Annotated in this window: 18 protein-coding genes and 2 tRNA genes; 16 read left to right on the top strand and 4 right to left on the bottom strand. The window is 40.4% G+C overall.

The features are described from left to right. From AAG747_RS26775 to AAG747_RS26750, 6 genes are all read left to right on the top strand, one after another. On the top strand, positions 1–270 hold the full coding sequence (locus AAG747_RS26775) for a hypothetical protein (protein ID WP_346824333.1): 270 nt from the start codon (positions 1–3) through the stop codon (positions 268–270). A gap of 442 nt (positions 271–712) precedes the next feature. Beyond that, positions 713–892, top strand: a complete 180-nt coding sequence (locus AAG747_RS26770; RefSeq protein ID WP_346824332.1) for a hypothetical protein — start codon at positions 713–715, stop codon at positions 890–892. A 452-nt stretch (positions 893–1,344) separates the two neighbouring features. Beyond that, the gene (locus tag AAG747_RS26765; RefSeq protein WP_346824331.1) at positions 1,345–1,812 is read left to right on the top strand and encodes a ribosome-binding factor A; all 468 of its coding nucleotides are present in this window, start codon (positions 1,345–1,347) and stop codon (positions 1,810–1,812) included. A gap of 1,173 nt (positions 1,813–2,985) precedes the next feature. After that, entirely contained in the window at positions 2,986–5,487 is a 2,502-nt protein-coding gene (locus tag AAG747_RS26760) for a toxin-antitoxin system YwqK family antitoxin (RefSeq protein WP_346824330.1), read from the top strand. Between the two features lie 869 nt (positions 5,488–6,356). Continuing rightward, a complete protein-coding gene (locus AAG747_RS26755) occupies positions 6,357–6,824 on the top strand; it encodes a hypothetical protein (protein WP_346824329.1) in 468 nt (155 codons plus the stop codon). Between the two features lie 311 nt (positions 6,825–7,135). Next, positions 7,136–7,915, top strand: coding sequence for a phytanoyl-CoA dioxygenase family protein (locus tag AAG747_RS26750; RefSeq protein ID WP_346824328.1), 780 nt, complete (start codon positions 7,136–7,138; stop codon positions 7,913–7,915). Between the two features lie 104 nt (positions 7,916–8,019). Here AAG747_RS26750 and AAG747_RS26745 read toward each other — a convergent pair whose 3' ends face one another. Then, the gene (locus AAG747_RS26745) at positions 8,020–8,832 is read right to left on the bottom strand and encodes a hypothetical protein (protein ID WP_346824327.1); all 813 of its coding nucleotides are present in this window, start codon (positions 8,830–8,832) and stop codon (positions 8,020–8,022) included. Between the two features lie 497 nt (positions 8,833–9,329). Here AAG747_RS26745 and AAG747_RS26740 point away from each other — a divergent pair, with 497 nt between their 5' ends. Then, positions 9,330–10,400 (top strand): NAD(P)H-dependent flavin oxidoreductase, encoded by a 1,071-nt coding sequence (locus AAG747_RS26740; protein WP_346824326.1) that lies wholly within the window; start codon positions 9,330–9,332, stop codon positions 10,398–10,400. A gap of 15 nt (positions 10,401–10,415) precedes the next feature. Here AAG747_RS26740 and AAG747_RS26735 read toward each other — a convergent pair whose 3' ends face one another. Beyond that, the gene (locus tag AAG747_RS26735; protein WP_346824325.1) at positions 10,416–11,309 is read right to left on the bottom strand and encodes a LysR family transcriptional regulator; all 894 of its coding nucleotides are present in this window, start codon (positions 11,307–11,309) and stop codon (positions 10,416–10,418) included. A gap of 163 nt (positions 11,310–11,472) precedes the next feature. On the opposite strand from AAG747_RS26735, the gene AAG747_RS26730 reads away from it, so the two are divergent. The 4 genes from AAG747_RS26730 to AAG747_RS26715 all read left to right on the top strand — a co-directional run bounded on the left by AAG747_RS26730 (position 11,473) and on the right by AAG747_RS26715 (position 17,068). Further along, a complete protein-coding gene (locus tag AAG747_RS26730; RefSeq protein WP_346824324.1) occupies positions 11,473–11,706 on the top strand; it encodes a hypothetical protein in 234 nt (77 codons plus the stop codon). A 377-nt stretch (positions 11,707–12,083) separates the two neighbouring features. Next, positions 12,084–15,494: a DUF7133 domain-containing protein gene (locus AAG747_RS26725; RefSeq protein ID WP_346824323.1), complete on the top strand. Its 3,411-nt coding sequence runs from the start codon at positions 12,084–12,086 to the stop codon at positions 15,492–15,494. 177 nt (positions 15,495–15,671) lie between these two features. After that, entirely contained in the window at positions 15,672–16,214 is a 543-nt protein-coding gene (locus tag AAG747_RS26720; protein ID WP_346824322.1) for a hypothetical protein, read from the top strand. A gap of 497 nt (positions 16,215–16,711) precedes the next feature. Next, positions 16,712–17,068 (top strand): hypothetical protein, encoded by a 357-nt coding sequence (locus AAG747_RS26715; RefSeq protein ID WP_346824321.1) that lies wholly within the window; start codon positions 16,712–16,714, stop codon positions 17,066–17,068. A 287-nt stretch (positions 17,069–17,355) separates the two neighbouring features. Here AAG747_RS26715 and AAG747_RS26710 read toward each other — a convergent pair whose 3' ends face one another. Then, on the bottom strand, positions 17,356–17,532 hold the full coding sequence (locus AAG747_RS26710) for a hypothetical protein (protein ID WP_346824320.1): 177 nt from the start codon (positions 17,530–17,532) through the stop codon (positions 17,356–17,358). Between the two features lie 318 nt (positions 17,533–17,850). Here AAG747_RS26710 and AAG747_RS26705 point away from each other — a divergent pair. From AAG747_RS26705 to AAG747_RS26690, 4 genes are all read left to right on the top strand, one after another. Beyond that, positions 17,851–17,924 (top strand) — tRNA-Ala (locus AAG747_RS26705). A gap of 96 nt (positions 17,925–18,020) precedes the next feature. Beyond that, a tRNA-Cys gene (locus tag AAG747_RS26700) sits at positions 18,021–18,093 on the top strand. Between the two features lie 194 nt (positions 18,094–18,287). Continuing rightward, on the top strand, positions 18,288–19,622 hold the full coding sequence (locus AAG747_RS26695; protein WP_346824319.1) for an SDR family NAD(P)-dependent oxidoreductase: 1,335 nt from the start codon (positions 18,288–18,290) through the stop codon (positions 19,620–19,622). A gap of 5 nt (positions 19,623–19,627) precedes the next feature. After that, complete coding sequence (locus tag AAG747_RS26690; RefSeq protein ID WP_346824318.1) at positions 19,628–20,803, top strand: leucine-rich repeat domain-containing protein; 1,176 nt, start codon at positions 19,628–19,630, stop codon at positions 20,801–20,803. Positions 20,804–20,956: 153 nt separating this feature from the next. Here AAG747_RS26690 and AAG747_RS26685 read toward each other — a convergent pair whose 3' ends face one another. Next, positions 20,957–22,711, bottom strand: coding sequence for a glycosyl hydrolase family 28-related protein (locus AAG747_RS26685; RefSeq protein ID WP_346824317.1), 1,755 nt, complete (start codon positions 22,709–22,711; stop codon positions 20,957–20,959). A gap of 250 nt (positions 22,712–22,961) precedes the next feature. Between AAG747_RS26685 and AAG747_RS26680 the strand changes: the two genes are divergently transcribed. Next, positions 22,962–23,543 carry a sugar O-acetyltransferase gene (locus tag AAG747_RS26680; protein WP_346824316.1) on the top strand — a complete coding sequence of 194 codons (582 nt, stop codon included), beginning with the start codon at positions 22,962–22,964 and terminating at the stop codon, positions 23,541–23,543. Positions 23,544–23,737: the final 194 nt, after the last annotated feature.

Here is a 23,737-nt window from a genome sequence, read left to right as displayed (position 1 = left end):
ATGATTAACCTTGAAGAATACAAAGATATTTTAAATAATTTAGATGATCATGCATTGATTATTAGTAGTGAAGGTTCATATACGATAGTTAATTTAAATTATAGAGAAATTCATCTAATAGAAGATAATGAAGCAAATAAGTACTTAATATCTTTACTCTTGGAGAAAAAGGCTGTTATTTATAGAAACTTAGATGAAGTACCACCTCCAAAGAAAAAATCAGAAAGCTATGAAGATTGGATAAAAAGTAAAGGATCTAAAAAAGATTGAGTATCTAGAATAAGTTTTCAATATTCAGTGGCAGGAGGGCAGGCAATAAGGTGTTCATTGCGGTACTCCCTCGTCCTGCACTTCAATAACCGCAAGGTAGTACGGTTCATATTTCACCGTCTCCACCTTGCAGTTATTTACGTTTGGCTTGGTCTGTTCCTCGTTCACGGCTGTTCCTTTTTCATGTGAAAGAAATAAGAGGCTAAAAAAGAAAACCACAATCCTATATAGGCTCACCTTGCGGTCGCATGCAGACAGTAAAATTCACACAGGCTGGACGAGAAGCCAGATTTTACACACAGCTGGTTTTCGCGTTTTTCCCAGCTGGCTGCCTGCTCCATTCGCAAACGGTTCGCAAATAAAAGATTGCTACCCTTTTAAGAAAAAGAAATATAAGTGGAAAGCTTCTGCTCACTGTAAGTAGCAGTATAAAGAGCAACCCGTGTACGGCAGCAGCCGGGTAGGGCTATTTAGACGCTCTATCCAACCGGAAGGACAGCCGGCAGCCAACCAACCCCAGGGCGGAGAGCTGACCCTGGGCCATCACCAGTACGAGCGTAAAAACTCTTCAAGGTTTCTTAATAAAATGCTGTTTAGTTTTAACACAGGCTTGGTTCTCTAAACCTTGAAGAGTTGAAATCGGCAATTTGATCCAGTCGGAAAGTCTCAGACTGGCGAGCTGATCCAGGGTAATACGAGACGACTAAAATTTTTCAATGAAGTTTTTAAATAAAGGGCCGGACTAAATGCGATGAAAGGGCTGAGGTAGGAATTTTTAGTCCTGAGGTAGTTTTATAAGTGAAAATACCTCGGTATATCTTTTCAAAAAACGGAAATTTTTGACCGTTTTCCGTGAGTTCTCTACCAATGGTAGAAAAAATGACACCCCTGTATCCAAATTCCTTTTCTTTGAAGTGTATTCACCTGAAATATACACTCATGGTTTCTCCAATTTTGCATTCGAAAGGGAACAAAAAAGTCGCAAATCCCACCCGGCTTCGTTCGAACACTGAGTACAAAAATGCTTTAACGCCTCAGCGTTTTGCAATCATCGGTTTAAATACCCAAAGTTTAATGACATCTTTAGATCTGGCCAATCATGTTCCGGTAGTTGCCTATGATTCGGATCATTATCGCACAGAGAGTTTGGGGAAGGACCTTGACAAAGGTTTGGAAGAAAGTTATATAAATGAATTGAAGAGGATCCATTTTACCTCCAAGCTTTCCGATTTGGCAAATGCAGAAGTATATTTGAGTATTTTGAACCCCTTAAATCCCAAAGAAATAAAAGCCACAGAAGCGTGTTTGAAGCTTATCTCTCCTTTTATTAGAAAGAACAATTTTGTGATTCTGGAAACAAAGGACCTATCCGAACAATTTTTGGAGAACAGTTGGATAGAACATATGAAAACCATTGCCGGTTTACATATCAGCCATACTTGTATCCTTCAACGAGTGGATACTTCCTCTAAAATAGTAGTGTTAGGGAAAGATCGTAAAGCTTGTCAGGAGATTATAAAACTGTATGGCAAACTTACCTGATGATGTATCAAATATGTTAAGGTCATCAAGGATAAGGCAGGGTATAATTATAGTTAGTAAAGGATTCATATTTATTGATCTTCAGTATTTTATGGATTTTAGAAATGCAATTTTGCCCTGTTTTTCTACCGAAGTGAAATACAGTGTGCATTTGTGTTATTTGGTTTATATAATCTATTGATATACAGTGTATTAAAATTTATGATGCAGATATGCATCCGTTAACTTTGGAAAGTAAAAAGTATATTGAAAAAAATTCTTCCCCTTTCTTGTACTATAAGAGCATATTTAAATTTCATCCTTTAGGTCAAAAACGCTCATTTCAGGAACCTCGGTGCAATATTTTGAGAAACCTAAACTGAAAATTTTTACCACCAAAGAGGCCGCTTCTCAAAGGAGTACCTCGACCCCACATCGAATTTTAAAACATGCTCTAAAACTCCTCAACAATATGGCTATCCATAAGCTCATTTGAATCAGGCTATTTTGTGCCGAATGCAAAGATCGCAGAAAGAGAAGCCTATTCCACAGTCTCGAGCTATTGGGGTATTCCATGCCTGATGTACTATTCCACAGGCAACCTGGTCTGACAAGCCGGACTAGACATTTATGGAGGGACCCGAATCTTAGAAAGCCCCCTTAGGATAGTCGCTTCCGTTATCAAGATCAGGGAGAAGCTTGTACTTCAACCGGTTTCTGTTCTATTCACCTGAGTCGGAGACGTATAGTTCGCAGAATTCGATTGGGTATGCAACAGGAATAAGTTTTATGTATTGACAAAAGTAGATCATATGGCAGAACAAAGACAGGTGAAGTTTATTCATATCCGGCTGAATCTTTATCTTCTTGTACTAAAAGGTCTAAAAATTGTGGTGGATTATTCTATGAATTTGTCCGGAGTTGTCTTTTTATGGGCAGTTTTTTGAAATTGACACTTAAATTTCTATTATGTCTTTTAAGTATTTTTTAGAAGAAGGGAATGCACCTGTTGAGAAAAAGGGGAGTTATTGGGTTTTGAGAACATAGACCTTTACCATTTCTATAATACCTTTGTATGAAGGGGTGTTTGGGATTTTTCTAGGTTTTCCAACTCAAAATCCCGCATACTTTCTTTCCCGCAAAAATGTTTAAATCACTTTTTTACTTCAATATAAAATTCCAAAAAATAATTGCATGACTTACCGTTTCATAACTTTCTTAATACTTATAATTTATACAGGCACCGCAAACGCTCAAAGTGATACCCTCTGGTTTGATAACAAATGGGTTGAAACCTCAAAAGAAAAAGCTGCATTCTACAGACCTCCTGCAAAAAAGAAAGGCTCGTTATATCGTATAAAAGACTATTATATTGACGGATCATTACAAATGGCAGGGCTTTCAAAGTATCCGGATTCTACACACTTTGAAGGAAAAGCAATATGGTATAAAAAAGATGGGTCAAAATTCCAGGAGTTAAGCTTTAAAAGCAATCAATTAGAAGGGGTTTGCACTTATTATTACAATGAGCAAAGTTTCAGAAGAACACCCCGGGAAGAAACTTACAAAGATGGTATCTTAACAAAAGTAGTCTATTGGGATAAGGACAAGGACGGAATCCGTTTTGAAAAATATTACGAAAACGGAGAGCATATTAAAAGCGTGTACTTTAATGCAAAAGGTACGGAAATCGGTTCTTATGATTTTTCTGGTAGTAGATCCAAAAACGGAGTGATAGTTGACTATTATAGCAACCCGATGCAAATCGAAGAAATAAAAGTGTTAAAAAACGGATATGAGCTTTACTCCAATTCATTTTATCATAATGGACAAACACGAAGTGTTTTTGACACGATTCAACTCAAGGAAACTTTTTTTGATGACAAAGGGCATGAAATAGGAAAACTTCAATATAGCGGAACACTGGATCATCTAAAATATGAAGATGGCAAAAGAATAGAATTTGATAGCGATGGAATATCTTTTAAAAGGGTGATAGAATATAAAGATGGAGTACAAACACGTATTAAAAAATTTACAAAAGGGCAACTGACCAGAGATGAGTTTTATAAAAACAACAAATCTTATAAAATTGTTAGCTATGATCAGGAAGGCAAACAAATAGGAAGTTTTCAACAAATTAACGAGAAACCGCACGGTACGCTTTTAAAAAACAATGGTGATATTGTTACGTATGACAATGGCATCCTTGTAAAAGCTATCAAACATTATTACAAAAGTAAAGCGAAATTCTGTGTACTAGAAAATAGTACTTTAACCTATTACGATTTATCAGGTAATATTTTGGGTTCCCTTGTAATAAAAGTAGCCCAAGACTCGTACTATCCGGAACGATTAGAGTCTGGCGGTTATTCCACTACACCAATTGAAGGAACCCTCTTTGAAAAAGATTATCAAAACAGAATTGTGTTGAAAGCACTTTTTGAAAAGGGTGTTAAAACTCAAGAAATTACCTTTGATTGTGTAAAAGAAAGCTCTCAAGAAGCCGTAAAATGCTTCCAAAAAACAGAAATTTATAATGAAAAGGAACAACTTGTCAAACAGATAACATATTTCAGCAATGGACACAAGCGAAGTGAAATAACCTACAAACCTGGTTCTGGAAAAAGAGCCGGACTATTCTTTGACGAAACCGGTCAACAAATATCTGAATATGATTACAGTACCAAAACAGGTACCGAGTATAAATACTTCGATAATTCAGATCTCATAAAAGAAATTTCACAACGTGAAAACGGAGTTTTTGTAAAACAAAAGATTTATCAAAAAATCTACGACAAGCAGTTTAGCCAAAAAATTGTATTAAGAGAAGAAATCGATTTTAATGGTGAAGCTGAATTCTACTCAAAACAAGGTGAATTAATTGCTAAAGCCACCTTCGTAGAGGGTAAAGCTACCGGATCAGTTTATGAGTATAAGAGCCATCGAAAAGTAGAGGTTAATAATGGTGTGAAAAATGGCAACTATATTCAATTTGAGAGAGATGAAAAAACTATTAAGGAAAAAGGGTATTACCTAAACGATGAAAAACACGGAACTTTTACCATTTATCGCGATGGCATAAAAAAGAAGGAAGAAAGCTATGAAGCAGGGGACAAAGAAGGGTATTTTATTAATTACGACAAAAAGGGAAATGAGATTTCCAGACTGCTTTATAAGAACAACAAACCCTATGAGGGGAAAGAAATACAAAAAGGGGGAATTCAATATAAAGAAAAGGTGTATAAGGCTGGTAAACTGATAAGCATTGTGAAATTACTGGAAAAACATAAAATAGAAACGCTGTTTTCATCCCATAACACCTCTAAAACCACTATTTACGACAATAAGAACCAAAAACTATTATCATATCATAAAACAGACAACCAACTTGACGGTGAAGTTATTTATTACCAAAAGAACAAACCCAAGTATACTGCTTTGATTACGGATGGGGTATTAAATGAAGGAGATGTCTTTGTAAAGCCTGATGGGTATTATAAGGAAGAAATGTATTCGAAACTGAGTAAAAAAGATAATATCCTTGCTATAGAAACCTACAATAAAAAAGGAGAACTACTGTATAATGCATCGATTAACCTCAACTTATATGCAACAAATGAAAACAATATCATAAGGTACAAACTCAGGATTTCCCAACGTATTTCTGAATTGAAACTGTACTTAGAAGAATAAGTTCTACGAGCTAATTATTATGGTACATGGGATTAGTGTAAAACTTGTTGTCGTAATAGACTTAATAAACTGATTTATATACAATACATAAAATCAATCACTGATGCCTAGCCGTTAGAGCATATTTAAAACTCGTTGCGGGGCCGTTCCACGGGAGGTACTCCTTTGAGAGGCGGCCCTTTGATGATGAAAATATTCAGTTTAGAATTCTCAAAAATGATGTATTGAGGTTCCTGAAACGGGAATGTGCAACCCACTAAAAAATGATTTAAGTAAATGCTCGATGAATAATAAAAATAACCAGAACTTCTAATGACTAACACGAAAATTAATAAGAAATCCCGGTTTAACGTGCCTGGAAGGCTAGATAGTTTATAGGAATAAATGACAACTATTTACAGATAAGAGGGCTAGTGGAAGGTTCTATGGTATTGATGGGGTATGCAGGATGGTGGTTTTACTTTTCCATGTCGATACCTTTTTTTGTTGCAATAGGCATTAAACTGTTTAGTGATGTAAAAATGACTGCTCCAGACTTCCCCCGTTTCATGATTGTCTACCTCGGGATCATTCTTTCTTTTACCGCTCTTGGTCCAGGCTTTTCATGGCTTTACAGTCGTAAAGTTAAACATAAATACTCCGATTCTATTTGATCGAAAGAATCAGATAATATGTATGGTAGCGATGGGGGGTTTGTACGAGTGCACATGGGCTAATGTTAAAGGCTCGATTAAAAATATGACTTCTGTAGCAGGGTTTGTCGCAATACAAGACACGGCTATTGTGTTAAAGATGAAGCCTGTTCGTAAACTAAATGGTACACCTCTAAAAAAAATGAACAAAAAACAGCAAATGCGGTCATTGAAGGCTTGTTTACTGCGGATGGCTATGACGGTTGCAATATGGCATGGGAGTTTATCAGGAAGTTTATGACTAGCGGGCCGGATGATCTGGAGATACCAAAGCAACTATATTATCCGCTCTCCTCCAAAATAACTCGAAGGTCGATTTCTTTTCAAGAAGCGATAAGGTATCATTGGCCGTTTCCCCCTTATCGAAGAAATGAAACGACTATTCTTCAGGTCTTTAAGACCATATTAATCCCTGTGCAATTAGCCTTTTACATTCCAAATGTTCTGGCCGATGGCTGCTGGCATTGGATGGTAAATTTAGGGAAACCTAAAATGATATTGCATGTACTGGAGGAAGCTAATAAACAAATCATCACACCAAATATGGTCTTTAAAATATTAGATAAAAAAATAACAGTTATAAAGTATAAAAAAGCTAAAGAACTTTTTTACACTTACACCAAATCAATAGCAGAAGACAAGTAACGAATCAAAATATGAAAGAAGTTGTAACCTGTACTTTTATTCGTAAGGATGCCTACATCTTATGCGTTCGTTAGCAGTTATATCTGAAAACTGAAATACCTCCCTTTGTTTGTCAGTATATAGATAATTTATAATTTTGCCGTATGAGAATGACTGTAATGCTATAATATCCTTTTTGAGCTTAGTTCTTAAGCAATACGCTATACCCCCTATACATAGCGTACATTTCGTAGTATTCTTAACAATTTCGAAAACCTACGGGTCAACAGGTATTTGTTGTTCTTTGTGGGGTGGTTTTTAACAAAAGAAGTATGTCAGAAATACTAAGCAAAAAGGAAATAGAACAGTTTATTTTTAATGGTTTTATTCGCATTGATAATGCATTTTCTCAGGAAGTTGCGGAGGCAGTGTTGAAAATTCTGTGGAACGATCTTCCTTGTGATAAGTCAAACCCATCGACTTGGAAGGAGCCCGTTATTCGTTTGGGGATGTACACCCAAAAGCCCTTCATTGATTCCATAAATACACAGAAATTGTATTCGGTCTTTAACCAATTGCTTGGTAAAGAAAAATGGATTCCTTGTCAGAGTGTAGGTACATTCCCTGTCCGGTTTCCGTCTAGTCAACAACCGAATGATACGGGCAAGCACGTAGATGCAAGTTTCCCGGGGAATGACCCGAATAATTTTTTTGAGTGGCGCGTCAATGTCAAATCAAAAGGACGAGCCTTATTGATGTTGATTTTGTATTCCGATGTTAGCGAAAACGATGCACCTACGGTTATTTATAAAGGGTCTCATATTGACGTTGCAAGGTTATTGTCTAAGGAGGATGATTCAGGCCTTTCATTTATGGAACTTGCCAGCAAGTTAGACGGCTTGCCCAAGAGGGAAGAAGTTTATGCCACTGGTAAGGCAGGTACGGTTTATTTATGTCACCCGTTTCTGGTTCATTCAGCCCAATCACATAAAGGAAGTACTCCTAAGTTTATGGCACAACCACCCTTATTGTTAAGGGGTGAACTGTCTGTATGGGACTCTGATGCCGGTTATTCTCCTGTTGAACAGGCTATTCGTTTAGCAATAGATTAGTTGGAATGTTGTTCCTCGTGGAAAGAGGTTGTGTTTAGCAGCCTCTTTCTTTTAGAATTGCACATAAGGTTTAGTGTAAAATGCATTTTATACAGGGGGTGTCGTTATTTATTGTCAAACAGGCTTTTTAAGAATCCGCCTTTCGGCTTCTCAACAACTTTAGGTTCTGTTAATATGCTCCCGGAAAGCCAGAATTGACCGTGAACAATTCCTCCAATTCCTGGCGAGGTGTTTTCGAAAAATCTCAGGTCGGTGAGCACATCAATTTCACCACCAAGGGTATCAACCAACAACCAATAAAACTCTTGTCCGGTAAACTCATTTTTTCTTTTTTCAAATTCTTTGATGATGCCTGTAAACAAACCTAAAGCTTCTGGTGGATTAGGGTCGTCTCCTTCGCCTGGCTTGAATAGTCCACTCGGTACGAAAGATTGAGAGGCCCACTTTGGTTCTCCTTCTTGGCCATTCTCAAAAGCACCTTCCGACTCATAATATTCAAATTCTTGAGCAAAAGCGGAAAGTTGAATTTCTATAATTTGAGGTGTTTCAATTCCTTCATATTTCTTATGGTTCGGCACATCAAAAACAAAAGGATAGGCTCCACTTTCAGGATGATCATCCTCTAGTGGGTCTGCCCATGAATGAAATGCCCCGTCTAAAATGCTTTCAGGTCTGTCAATAGAGGATGTTACCGATACTTTACGTTTACTTTTACCCTTGAAATGTGGGTTCATTCCAATTAATTCGTTCTTTTTATTCATTTGAATCCAAAGTTCAGCTCCGGATTCATCAGAAAATTGAAAGTATGTCCCTTTGACAGTTTTCAAAGGAGTTGATTTTTCATATGCTTTCTCAACCAAAGAATAGAAATCATCTTCACTTTGTATATCAAAACCTATATTTGATAGATTACTCATATGCTAATTTTAAAATGCACCACAACTAGTTTATATACGGAACTCTTATTCCTTATTAACCTATTTTGATTGGCTATACGGATCTTTAAGTACTTTTTTATACCCTGAAGAGGTTCCAGTTCATTCAAAAAGTAGTCCTGTTGATGATCAAAGGAGTTGATCATATTCCTGATACTTCCTGTATGGAACATAGGCGGCTTATTATTTTTCCTCCCTAAATTTAGTTACTTCTATGAAATATCCAATTTTCACCATCTCTACATCTTAATTGGCAATATCCTTTTCTTCTTTATCTACAAGATTTGGTATAGATGACCGAGGTTCCTGAAATGTGAATTTTTAATCCAAAGGATGAAATTTAAATATGCTCTTAATGAAAAAAACAGCTTGAAATATGAATGTGCATTGTATACCTTTACACTGTCCGGAGGTTGTATATAATTTTTATTATATACAATATAATTGGCATTTGACCCCTTAAACCAGTACTTTTTGTGATGGAATTAACAAACCAATTGACCCAACAGCTCGCTGTCCGCTATCCGATCATCCAGGCCCCGATGTTGGGCATCACCACGCCCGAAATGGTGGCAGCCGTTTCCAACGCAGGCGGTTTGGGTTCGCTGCCCATTGGAGGGCTGGCTCCTGAGAAAGCCCGGCAGTTGATCCGAAAAACAAAATCTTTGACGGGCAAGCCGTTTGCCGTAAACTTGTTTGCCCATACTCTTCCAACAGAGGTAGATTGGGATTCCGTTGAAAAAATGCAGCATTTTTTAGAGGAGCTTTGCGCAAAATATGGAGTAACCTTTAGCCGGTTTTCTGAAGAAGACTTTACCTTTTACACCTATCAGGATCAGTTGGAGGTATTACAGGAAGAAGAAGTCGGGATCGTCAGTTTTACTTTTGGCCTATTGGATTCGCTAAGCATTGCATTGCTGCACAAAAGAGATGTAAAACTTATCGGGACGGCCACTTGTGTAGAAGAAGCGATTTTGTTAGAGGAAAGCGGGGTAGATATGATTTCCGCTCAAGGTATAGAAGCAGGGGGGCATAGGGGCTCTTTCACTTCTAATCACCCGTTGCCCATGATAGGCTCCATGACGTTGATCCCTCAAGTGGTTCAGTCGGTGAAAGTTCCTGTAGTGGCTGCGGGAGGAATTTCAGATGGAATGGGTATAAAAGCGGCCTTTTCCTTGGGAGCCCAAGGTGTACAAGTCGGCAGTCTGTTTCTTCGAAGTCATGAAAGTGCTGCAAACGAAGCGTATAAGGAAAGTATTCTTCACTCAAAAGATACTGACACTGCATTAACCCGTTCCTTTTCCGGTCGTTGGGCACGGGGGGTGGTCAATCAATTTATGAAAAGCGTTGAGGCATCGGGTTTGTCCATTCCTCCTTATCCGGTGCAAAACAGTTTGACAGCCGCTATCCGGGCTTCTGCTAAAAAACAAGGGAAGAAGGATTTCTTATCTCTATGGGGAGGTCAGGCAGCGTCTAAAGCTCCGGCCAAAAGTAGTCGTGAAATTTTTGACGAATTACTGAGTAGCTTCCGTATCTTATTGAATGGATAACACCATGTATAAAGTCTAGTTTTGTGTAAAATGTACGGATTTCAAATGCTCGATTAAATAAGCCAAGTAAGCGGGTGGGGTGGATTGTTTTCGTTGAGCTACAGCCCATTGTCTGAAGATTCCGGGTTGAGTGAGAGGGCGGATGGCCAAAGGTTTGTGACGAAGGTAAGGACTCACGATCCATTTCGCCAATACGGCAATGCCCATTTCGGCTTGTACCATTTCCACGATGGCTTCGGTCAACAACACAGACATTTTTCGCTTGGGTTGAACTTTAGCAGGAAGTAATACTTCTTTAAACAAGGTCATATTCAAATAATCCCCCGAATAGGTAATCAAGGTTTCGTCCTGAAAGTCTTGTGCCGAGATATAATCGAGTTGGGCCAAAGGGTGATTCTGACACATGACCACCACCATCTCATCATTGAAGAGTTTGGTATATTCCAGGTCCGGGTGCTCATTGGGACATTGGACAATGGCAAGGTCGATTTTACCTTTTAACAAGTCCGCCAAAGGGTCGTTGGTAGATTCCAGTACAATGGAAATTTCAATATTGGGAAATTCACAGTGAAACTTTTGAAGCAAGGCTGGCAGCCAATGATAACAAGTATAACATTCAGTACTCAAGCGAATGGTTCCCCGCTCGCCGGATACCATTTGTTGAATATCGAGTTGGGCTCGTTCCACTTCCGTTAACACCTTGCAGGCGGTGCTTAACAGGCGTTTTCCCACCAGTGTAGGAATCATCTTTTTGTTTACCCGGTGAAAAACCGGAGCGCCTAATTCACTTTCAATTTCCCGTAATTGATGGCTTAAGGCCGACTGGCTTAAAAATAAACGCTCTCCGGCTTTAGTCAAATTGCCTGTAGCAGTCACCTCTTTGACCAGTTTTAAATGCCGCAACTCCATGTATGAATAAAATTGATGATTTCTATGAAAATAATTCGTTTTTCTAATATATAAAGAAACCGTAGATTTGAAAAAAATATTCCTGAATAATTCAATCCTTCCACTAATTTATATAGAGGCAATTAGATTGATATGGATCATGAAACATTTGTGTTGGAAAAAAATGGGACTTTGGAGCATGAGCATCGCCATTTGTTTAGGTTATGAAATGGTAGAAAAATTTTGGTGGAGTCATCAAGCCATGATAGAATTTTTTACCGGAGGGATTCTGGCATTACTGCTCAGCCGTGTGGCATTATACTGGAGCAAAGAATGGCTCCGGTATTACACAGACAAAAACAGGTATTCTTCCGATAATGACACAGGTAAGTGTTGTTGCCTGGAAGGCCCGGTGTAAGCATTGTTTATTTGACTATAAAATGATAGTGGATACCCCTATGATCGTGTCATAGGGGTATTTTTTATTGATGACTTTTGGTTTAATCAATAAATTGATGAGAAAAGCATCTAGAAGAATCGCCTATACGAAATAAAGAAAAAGGTAGCTTTTCTTTAAGTCATTACAGGAGGTGTGTTTCACAAGCAATTTCAATGTTGAATTTAACAATGTTTGTACAGATTTCTGTAAAGCCTTTTTTTATTTTACTTATCCTATATTCCTCTTCAAAAACCTTAAAACCCACAAATTCTTCCACCCAACCTCACCGCTTTGTGCGGTCAAATTAGTATACTTGTTCTTAATATTTTTACAAATACATACACACTTACTACCTTATGAACAATTGCTATGCTAGCCGGAAATTGTTTCCGGTACTCTTGATGGTGGTTTCCATGATGTACTCCTGTAATGAAACCCCTCCGAAAGAGCCTCCCTTGTTGGTCCGGGAAGATCCCGCTCAAGCCGCTCTGAAAGCCAAAGAAATCCGGGAAAATACGGCCATACAACTGGCCGATGGACTCCAGCTCAGCTTGTGGGCATCCGACTCTCTGGCGCCCGATCCTATTGCCATGTCAATTGACGATCAGGGTAGGGTTTACCTCACCCGGACGAACCGGCAGAAAAATTCCGAGTTTGATATCCGTGGTCATCGCGATTGGATGACGCCTTCCATTGCCCTTCAATCGGTGGAAGATCGCAGGGCTTTTTTGCACAGTACTTTTGCGGCTGAGCGAAGTGAAGAAAACAGCTGGTTGAAAGATTTAAACCAGGACAGTCTGCACGACTGGCGTGACCTGGCCATTGAAAAGGAAGAGATCTGGCGTATTGCCGATGAATCGGGCGATGGTGTGGCAGATGTTTCCATGCGGATCATGCACGAGTTTAACAATGAAGTGACGGACGTTGCCGGTGCCTTGTTAGTGCGGAACGAGGACGTGTTTGTAGGGGTAGGCCCGGACATGTGGCGCCTGAAGGATACGGACGGAGACGGAGTATTGGATGATAAAACCTCCATTAGCCACGGGTATGCCGTTCATATCGGATTTAGCGGGCATGGAATGTCGGGAGCGATTGAAGGCCCCGATGGAAAAATTTACTGGGGCATTGGCGATATCGGAGTCAACATCAAAGCGCCCGATGGTACACAACACAAATATCCTAACCAAGGGGTGATTGTCAGGGCCAATCCCGATGGCAGTGACTTTGAAGTATTTGCCGCCGGGCTTCGTAACACTCATGAGTTTGTCTTTGACGAATACGGAAACATCATTTCTTCGGACAACGATGGCGACCATCCCGGAGAGCAGGAACGTCTGGTACATATCGTAGAGGGGTCGGATGCCGGATGGAGGGCCAATTGGCAATACGGAAAATATACCGATCCTAAAAATAACGCTTACAAAGTATGGATGGAGGAAAAACTGTTCAAGCCCCGTTGGGAAGGACAGGCGGCCTATATCATTCCTCCGATTATGAATTATCACAACGGACCTACCGGAATGGCTTATAATCCCGGGACGGCTTTGGGAGCGGATTGGAAAAAACATTTTTTCCTGGTGGAGTTTACCGGAAATCCTAGCCGTTCGCCTATCTGGGCTTTCCGCTTACAACCTAAAGGGGCTTCCTTTGAATTGGCCGAGGAAAAAAATATCCTCACAGGGGTGTTGCCTACCGGGATCAAGTTTGGTCCGGACGGAGCACTGTACATTGCTGACTGGATCAACGGTTGGGGAACAAAGAACTACGGAAGGGTTTGGAAACTGGATGTGAGCGAAGACAAAAATGACCTGGCAGCTGTCAGAGCCGAAACGCAAAAACTAATGCAACTGGATTATTCAAAACAGGAAGAGGACGTACTGTTTGAATTGTTGGCAAATGAAGACATGCGCATCCGGCAAAAAGCACAGTTCGAACTGGTTGCCAGAGCTGACAAAGGTGCTGAGGTTTTTCAAAAAACAATCAAGGAATCAAAGAACCAACTGGCCCGTATTCATGCCATCTGGGGAACCGGACAAATGGCCCGGAAAAATGAAAAGTACGCAAGTTCTCTTTTAGATTTACTAAATGACAATGACCCGGAAATTATCGCTCAAACAGCCAAAGTGCTGGGTGATATCAAGTACACAAAAGCAGGTGAAGCGCTGGTTTCTTTGTTGAAACACGAGCATTCCAGAGTGAAGTTTTATGCGGCTCAGGCACTCGGCCGGATAAAATACGAAAAGGCTGTGACGCCTTTGATCGTCTTCTTAAAAGATAACAACGATGAAGACTTGTATCTTCGCCATGCCGGGGTATTGGCTCTGAGCCGGATCGGACAAGAAGGCCCTATGGTGGACCTGGCCAAACACCCCAACAGAGCTTTACGGGTTGCCGCGGTTCTCGTATTGCGAAGATTACAAAGCGAAAAAATTGCCTTGTTTTTAAATGACCCGGACGAGTACATTGTGACCGAAGCCGCCCGGGCCATCAATGATGATTGGTCGATCGAAGGGGCTTTGCCTGCCTTGGCCGAAACCTTGACGGAAACCCGTTTTACGTCCGAGCCATTGTTAAGACGTGGGATAAATGCTTGTTTGCGAGTCGGAACAGAAAAGGAATTGGACATTCTGATTGCTTTTGCACAACGCAAAGATGTGTCGGCCGAACTACGGGCAGAAGCCTTGGCCACCTTAGGCACTTGGGCAAATCCTTCCGTATTGGACCGGGTAGACGGGCGGTACAGAGGCGAAATTCAACGTGACCCTGCATCCGTAAAAACAAAGGTAGGTGAGCAAGTCGTTAGTTTCTTGCAAAGTAAAGAGCCGGAAGTGCTTATTGCAACAGCCAAAATGCTTGCAAATTTGCAACTGGATCAATACAATGATCAACTGGCGGCAATGATGCGGCAAAATGCTCAGGCACCGGTAAGAGCTGAGCTGTTAAAAGCTCTTTATCAATTGAAGTATGCGAACATAGAAACGTCCATCAAATTGGGCATGGAAGATAAAGACGAAGCGGTACGTACGGTTGCCTTAAGTTTGTTAAACGAGCTGGATATTTCCAAAGAAAACTTGCCGGGCATTGTCAATCCGATTTTCCAAAACGGAGCTTTACGGGAGCAACAGGAAATGCTGAAAGTTTTGGGCAAAATGCCTTTGGAAAAAAGTGAAGCAATTTTAGCCGGGTTAATCGAACAAGTAACCGCTCATAAGCTGCCTTCCAGCATTACCCTGGATTTGATTGAAGCCGTGGAAGCCACCCAGGCAGAAAGCCTGATTGCCCAATTAGGCCCCTTGAAAACCAATGGAAATACCGTGGATGCTTTTCAGGAAACGTTGTACGGAGGGGACTACCGGCAAGGACGTAGCTTTTTCAATACCAACTCTACCGGACAATGTGCGCGTTGCCATTCCATCGGAGGAAAAGGAGGCGAGGTGGGTCCTTCACTGACGCATATTGGTGATCAGTTGAGCCGGGAACAAATCCTACAGGCTCTGATCGAACCCAGTGCCCGGTTGGCTCCCGGATTCGGCAGTGTGACCTTGACTTTAAAAGACGGACAAAAAGTAACCGGTATCCTGATGGAAGAAAGAGCAGATGAGTTGATCCTGAAAACCTCCGAAGCCGAGCCGATGGAAATTCCACTTTCCCGGATCAAAGAGCGGAAGAACCTGCCTTCCAGCATGCCCCCTATGGGTTCTTTGATGTCCAAGAGGGAAATCCGCGATATGGTAGAATTCCTATCGAATTTGAAACAACGGAAGTAGAACCTTAGCAATATAGAAAAGAAAAATCCCCAGTGGCTTGATAGAGTTGCCGGGGATTTTTTTTGATGTAAGCATTATTTTTTTCTACGAATAATCCCCCAAAATTTTTAAAGCTGTTTAGTATTTTTAAATACCCTTTACAGAATCATAACTTTTGACAAAAACTGATGAAGCGAAATGAGTACATTAAGAAAGAATATAGCATTTAATGTTCCTGATAGTAACGATGTGGTTGAAAAGACGATTGATTACTTTACTCAATCAGGCTTTAAGTTGCTTGATAAGGGAGAAAATATACTGACATTTGGGCGTGGTTCAATTTTGTCAAATATGTGGACTTTTAACCCTTTACAATGGAAATCTGAAGTTAAGATTGAAATTGTGAACCAGAAAGTAATTGCAAATTTTGAGGTTAACACAACTGGACAAAAGGTTACTTTAAAAGAAGAAAATCTATGGGACAAATTTATCAACAACTTTAAACGTCAACTAACAGAACAAGTTGACTTTAAACCTGAAAATTCAAAGGCTTTACAAGCAACCAAAAGAAATAGTTTGAAATGGGTAATGATGGGAGTGCTTATCGGGGGGGTACCGGCAGGTTTAATTGCATCTTTGACCGGGATAAATTCTGTTATTTCAATTGGGGCAATAGGAGGGGCAATTGGGTTTTTGATATTGAAGATAAACAATGAACGGAGTAAAAATGACAAAAAGTAGGAGTGAAAATACATTTTTTATAACCTGTTGAAGACAACGTAAAACGAGTTTAGAGCATGGTTTAAGATTTGTTGTGGGAGGAGATTTGGTGGTAAAAAAATCTCAGTTTAGAGCTTTCAACATAGTAGTTTTGTGGTCGACACTTCGATGGCTCGACACTTCGATGGTCCGGTATTTTGGTGAGGTTCCCGAAATGGAAGTTTTTGACCCAAAGGATGATATTTAAACATGCTCTTAAATGATTTACATCTGCAAAAAAGTTGAATTTATTTGTTATTGTTGTGAATTTTCGCTTTATCAAAACCTGAATTCTGTGAAAAGTTTCTGACTATTTCAAAAAAACAATGCCTTTATAAATAAGTATTATGCGGTAAATAATTTTATCTTATTAAAAACTATACATTTTAGAAAATTGCTTAAATATCCAAACTTGCAACGTTTTTATTAAACTAACCACAAAAAGATATTTCACAGAAATAAACAAAAAATCTCCAGTTATGAGACACATATTCAATCTTTTAATAGTTTTTACTTTTCTAGCTTGCTCTGACAGTGATGAAGATTTCACTCAAGTTAAAATTAGAATATTCAATACGAGTACTGTAAAATTTGAAAACACGACATTTAACAATGTAAACTTTGGTGATTTAAAGCCTAATCAAACATCCGAATATAAAACTTTCGAAAAGTCTTACAGATATGGTTCTGTTAGCGTCACTATAGATGGCAAAGCTTATGGTTGGTTACCAATAGATTTTACTGGAGAAGAGCTTCTTAAACCCGGAAACTATACATATGAATACAGTTTTGATACAGCTACTGAAACGATAACAGAGAAACTAGTTAAAGACTGATATAGGTTACTATACATCGTTTATATAGATTCGTTTTATCGTTTAAACGATTATTTGCTTTAAAAGAAAACAAACACTATTTCCCTCCACCGTCAATAGTGTTTGTCTCCCAATCAGCAAGTCGGTTCATCAATTTGCTTTCAAGGTTTTGATGTCTTCGGTCAGCCGTTTTATCTCCACAGGCAGTGTGTCGTTATAGATGCCCCGGATGATCTACCAGGATGAAGTTCTCAGTGTGGATAAATTCTCCTTTGGCTTTGTGAAGACCTGTGCCTTTTTCCGCAAAATTAGGACATACGAGCTAAGGCATAAATTTCTTCTTTGTCACCTGTTACCAGATGCCATTGTTGGGAGTTAATGCTTCTGTGTTTGGCATAGCTTTTCAATACGCTGGTAGCCGCAGACTGAAAAGCCTTCACAAAGCCATCCTGTAAAATTTGTTCGGTATCCTGTGGGACTTTCACAAAACTTAGGGCCGTATTGTACACGCTGGTCTTATACAGATTGTAAAATTCCTGAAATTGAGTTTTGTCCTGGTTAAGAAGTCCTTATAGTAGCTTTCCGGCAACGGCAAAGTAGTAAATTCGTGGTACAAGTACAACAGAGGTAATATAATATCACTTACTGTTCTGGTGATCATCTGACAAAAGCCCCAAATTTTATTTGGCAAATGCTGTAAAATAAAATAGGTTTGTCTTTCGAAACAACTTTCGAGTGAATGGATATTATCTTTTGAAGGAAGGTAATAGGAGAGTTCGCAACTCTCTTGTTTCGCCAGGGGCGAAGGTATAGCTCAGTATGGAAGAGCGCCTGCACTGCAAGCAGGAGGTCGCAAGTTCGATCCTTGTTACCTTTGCCTTTTTGAAGTTTTTTGAAACATCCTGTTAAGGAAAGGATCTTATTTTTGAAAAGATAAGAGGTAGGCTCGTAGCTTACTTGTTTCACCAGCGATGAAGGTATAGCTCAACTGGAAGAGCGCTCGACTGCAAATCGGGAGGATGCAAGTTCGAGGCTTGTTGCCTTCATCTTTTTTTAACCCTTTGAAACATTCTCCTAAAGAAAGGATATTATCTTTTGTAATTAAAGATAATAGGAGAGTTCGTAGCTCTCATGTTTCACTAAAGGTGAGGGCATAGCTCAGTTGGAAGAGCACCTGGCTCAACCCGGGAGGGCGCAGTTTCGATACCTGCTGTCTTCATTTTTTGAAAAACACCTGTATATGAAGCCTGCAATCACTAACGAAGATTGGAACACCTGTTTGAACGTTTTGCGCCATTGTTTGCAACAGCCAGAAGAAATCCCGGACGAACAGGTATTTAAAGGACTGGTTACCAAGCTGTATAAAGATGCCCGCAAACGGAAACGGATAGCGGAAAGTCATCGCCAAAAAGCAGAAGACCGTAAGCAACAAGGTAATACGATTCTTTTTCAAAAGAATGATGATTTTTCAGAGAGCCTATCAATCAAATCCCTTCCGGAAATTTCGGCCGGTTTCAAACCTTTGAACAAACCCAAGCGATGCTATATTTGTAAAGAAGCGTATCAGCATTTACATTTTTTCTATCACTTGTTATGCCCGAAGTGTGCAGCACTTAATTTTGAAAAAAGAAACCAGCGAACAAACCTGAATGGTCAAACGGCATTGATTACCGGGGGAAGAATCAAAATCGGGTTTGAACTTGCCCTGAAAATGCTCCGGGATGGCGCCAGGGTGATTGTCACTACCCGCTTCCCGGATGATGCCTATAAAAGATACTCTGCTCAAGATGATTTCCGGGAATGGGCAGGCCGTTTGCATCTCTATGGATTGGATTTGAGAAATCTTTCGAGCTTGGAGCAATTCATCTCCGGTCTTTACAGGGATTTCCCATCTTTGGAGATGATTATTAACAATGCGGCCCAAACCATCAAAAGACCGGCAGCGTTTTACCAACATCTTTTGGGAGGAGAGCAACAAACATATTTATTGGAAGCGAGACAAGAGCCAACGAACGCTTTAAGTCTTTCCAATCCTTATTTTCCTATCGGGAAACTGGACAAAGATCAACAACAGATAGACTTGAGGCCCTTGAACAGTTGGAAGACAAAACTGAATGAGGTGTCGGTGATGGAAATGCTGGAAGTTCAATTGGTGAATACAACCGCTCCTTTCCTGCTTAACAGCCGCTTGAAAGGTTTGTTAACCCAATCCAAGTTTACTAAAAAATTCATTGTCAATGTATCGGCCATGGAGGGTAAGTTTCACCGGAACTTTAAATCTGTCTTTCACCCTCATACCAATATGGCCAAGGCCGCTTTGAACATGATGACCCGTACTTCTGCCCATGATTATGTGCAGGAGCAAATCTTTATGACCAGTGTGGATACGGGATGGGTGACCGATGAAAACCCTTACCCTCAAAAAGTTTATATGAGAGAACAAGGTTTTGTTCCTCCCCTGGATTGTGTGGACGGGGCCGCCCGGGTGTATGATCCGGTGGTAAGTGGAATAGAAGATACGGGTACTCCCTCCTACGGAGTGTTTTTAAAAGATTATCAACCCACAGATTGGTAGCAAAGATGAAAGAAGAAACCCCATTGATTTGTCCGGTGAAAACGAGCCATCCGGAATTGACTTTTGACTATTCGGAGCTTGAGCCTTTGTTGCATTTTTTGGAAGAAGACCGGGAGGTAGAAGGAGTCAGGGAGTTTCAACGGGGTACGGTCATAGCCGGGGGTAAACTGGATTGTTGCAAGCAAAACCTTGGTCCGGCAGGGGCACATATGCTTTCCAAAGCATTGCAGAAAAATACCACTATTCAAAGTATTCTGTTCGGTACCGGGGGCATTGGTAATGAAGGGGCAAAATCCGTAGCCGGTTTGATTGCGCAAAACCAATATATCCGTACGGTATATTTAGGTTGTAACCTGATAGAATCTCAGGGAGTAGAATACCTCTCCCAAGCTTTGACAGACAATACTTCGGTCCGGGCTTTATGGCTGAAACGCAATCCGGTTGGCGTGGAAGGAGCCCGGAAAATTGCCGGTTTGTTGAAACAAAACTCCAATATTCGCACACTGGACCTTGTGAATACCCGCATTGGCTATCAAGGGGTAAAGTATTTGGTAGAGGTGCTTTTGGAAAATAATTATCCGCTGGAAATATTGTATTTAAGTGGGAATACACTAGACAGCCGGGCAGCGGTGTTGTTGGCTGAATTGGTGGCAAATTCGACTTCTTTGAAGGAATTGTTGTTAAGTGTGAACAATTTGGGGGATAACGGGGCTGTACAACTGGCCAAAGGACTTTCTCAAAATCAACACTTATTGAATTTAGGACTAGCCAGTAATGGCATTCAGGCGAGGGGAGGAGCGGCTATTTTCAAGGCGCTTAGCCATCATCCTCAATTGCAACAGTTGGATTTGGGGTATGCGAAATCTACGAAAGTGCTCAATGCCCTTCCCAACCAAATCGGTGAAGAAGGAGCCAAGGCCTTGTACGGGTTTTTAGTACAAAATAAAAAACTACTGAAGCTCAACCTCAGTAAAAACCAGCTAGAAAGAAAAGAGCTGGATGGATTGTTGGAGGGTTTGTCAAAAAATACCGTATTACAAAAATTGATTCTGGGCAAAGGCTACCACAAAGAAGTAAAAGAACAGATTAGACAACTTACCGAACAAAATGCACAAACGGGTAAAGACCTACAGGTGGAGATACATGAAGATGTGCTGGCGATCAAAAGTGTGTACAGGTAAGCTCTTTTCTTAGTCCAATCTAAAATGATTTTTAGATAAAAAGACTTCCCAAAACCAAAGTCTTGGGAAGTCTTTTAAATGATCGAATCCCTTAGCCTTATTTTTCTTATGGTTAATAGTAAGGCTGCAAATACACTTGTGACAAGGCTTAATTTAATTGTTCCTGTCTATTTCCCGCCAGGTGCCATCTCCTTTGGACACCAAGGTAAGGGAAGTATTGGCCCCGGAAGTGGTGAAAGAAGATTTCAAATTAATATAAGCTCCATTGGATACGGAATTGCCCGATGTGTCAAACAATAGAGTAATCACCGTCCCCTTGGGAAAGCGGTCGCCAAGAGAGTGGTTGATCCGTGAAATACTAATGCTACTGCCGTTGATCTCAAACACATTCCCATTTCGAGGTAATACCAAATAATTTGTACCGGCGATAAACTGGTATTGATCGGCTATGCTGGTACTCAATGTACCGGTCATAATGCCCCCATTGGTAAACAATACAGAGGCTTGTGCCGGAGGATAATTTTGCCCGAAAGTGAGAGAAGGGGCCGTCAGTTCTACGGTTAAGGTATCGGAACGGCTGCTGTTGTCAAGGTAGATTTTAGGATTGGGGGAGGAGGTACTGGTGATGGCTTGTAAACCCAGTGTTTCCCAATCACCACAACCGGTATGAGCTGTAGAAGACACAATTCCATAGGCCGAATTATATATCAACTTTGCTCTTCCTCCGGTACTGGTTTTTACCAAGGCATTGAAATTCGCATATTCGTACATCGGGTGTTCTCCCATACTAGGTGCAAAGCCCGATTGAGGGTAAAGTTCACAGGTTTGGTAAGGGGGGACTTGAACGGTTAACGCTTTCATACCCGTAAGGTATTCACTTTCGGAAAGAACTAATAAAGCCTGGGAGTTGGAAACACTCCAATATTCGGGAAGAGCGTTGGTATCTGCCAGGGTAAAGGCCGCATTCACTAAAAGGTTGGAACTTAAAGAGCCTTCCCCTGCATAGTTGGAGGCAAAGAGTTCTATTCGGTTATCTCCTTTGTTGATCACAGGCCCTCCTGCGTAAAAGCCCGTGAGAAGCGATTGACTACTTAGACTGTCGAATTCAATCACTGGTACTCCGGTGGCTTGTTGAGTGCCTTCCACCCGGATTTGATTGCCAATGATTTGTCCGGTGTGTACATAAATATGCGCTTCTTGTGATGAGGGAGGTTCGATCACCGTACCATAAAATATATTGTTGTTTCCCCCATTGACATACAGGCCATAGTCAAATCCACCTCCGGAAATTACTCCATGAAAGAAGTTGTTGGAATTGACAAATGAGTTTTCGTCTTCTTCGATTTTGATCCCTACCTTGGCATGACGAATGCGTAAATCGTAGAAACTTGCGTAGGCAATTCCCCCTTGATTTTGCCCTTCCAACACCAATCCGCTTCCATCGGTAAAACCATAGATAAGCACCCGGGACAAATGGACACTTTCCACCAATTGATTATCGGCAATGATCCGGACCCCGACTTGAGCACTGTCATTGGGATTGTATACACACAAATTGCTTAGTCCGGCATTGCTTCCGCGAATTTCAATGGCGCTGCTGTCTCCCGTATACCAGATAAGCGTACCGTTATAAGGAGTTTGTGTGGCATTGGTACCCATGCCGCCTCCCATTAAATTTACTCCGGCAGGAAACACTAAAGGTTGATTGGTGTAATAAATACCCGCAGGCAGGGAAATACAAGCACCTGAAACTTCCGCACTATCAATGACGGCTTGTAGCGCATTGCTTTGGTCTTCTTCACTATCGGCACTGACACCCATTTGAGTGGCGTCCAAACATTGAGCAAAAATAGTTGTGGAAATAAGTAACAGGCTGAGTAACAAATAAATGCTGACTTGTGCTTTCATACAATAAAAAGGGCTTGGTTAAGAATTCAATGAGTTGGATTAGGTCCCGTTTTATGTTGTTGGGTGGAAGTTGTTTGTATAAATTGTTTATATAAACATGAAACTGCTTATCTTTATGTCTATCAGGCAGACATTTTTTTATAAATGATCATACCTTATTTAAGGTAATGAAAAAACTTCTTATTCAAAAGCGTAATTTTCGAAATACCTCAGTCCTGTAGAGTAGGATTGATTTTTAGCCAACAATACAATGACAGAAAAACAGAAAATGCTTAAGGGGGAGGTATATAACTCCCGGGATCCCGAACTGATTGAAGTGTATCATAAGGCCAGGCAATTGATGCAAGCCTACAACCAATTGGACTCAAGAAACATGGAAAAGCGGGAAGCTCTTTTAAAGGAACTATTGGAGAAGGTAGAGCAGGGGGTTTGGATCGAAGCGCCTTTTTATTGTGATTACGGAGAGCATATCTCAATAGGTAAAAATACCTTTGTCAATACCAATTGTATGTTTTTGGACAATAACAAAATCACGATTGGTGACAATGTGTTGATAGGCCCCTATGTACAAATCTATACGGCAGGCCATCCTTTAAAAGCCGAAAAACGCATCCGGCATGAAGAAGCCGGAGAGGAAAATGCAAGTTACTTAACCTTTACCAAACCGGTCAGTATTGGGAATAACTCCTGGGTCGGAGGAAATACGGTAATTATGCCAGGGGTGCGAATCGGGCAAAATGTAACCATCGGAGCAGGCTCTGTGGTGACCAAAGATATTCCCGATGATGTATTGGCTTTTGGCAATCCCTGTAAAGTGATTAGAGCTCTCTAAGCCATGAAGACTTTACAAGTATTAATAAGAAAAGACATAATTCTCCTGTCTAACGTTTGGATGCACCTCGATTGTGTATTTGCTAACGGGCAGTGTGAGTGAATATACTTTATTCGAGCAACAATATTCCTTGTGATATCAAAAATCCTTTGCCTGGTGGTGATGCCTTTACCAGGCAAAGAACTATGGCGAGT

Source organism: Rapidithrix thailandica, from assembly GCF_039710355.1.
GTDB classification, from domain to species: domain Bacteria; phylum Bacteroidota; class Bacteroidia; order Cytophagales; family Flammeovirgaceae; genus Rapidithrix; species Rapidithrix thailandica.
The sequence above is the reverse complement of the archived record's forward strand: the minus strand, read 5'-3'. Positions and strand labels throughout refer to the sequence as shown.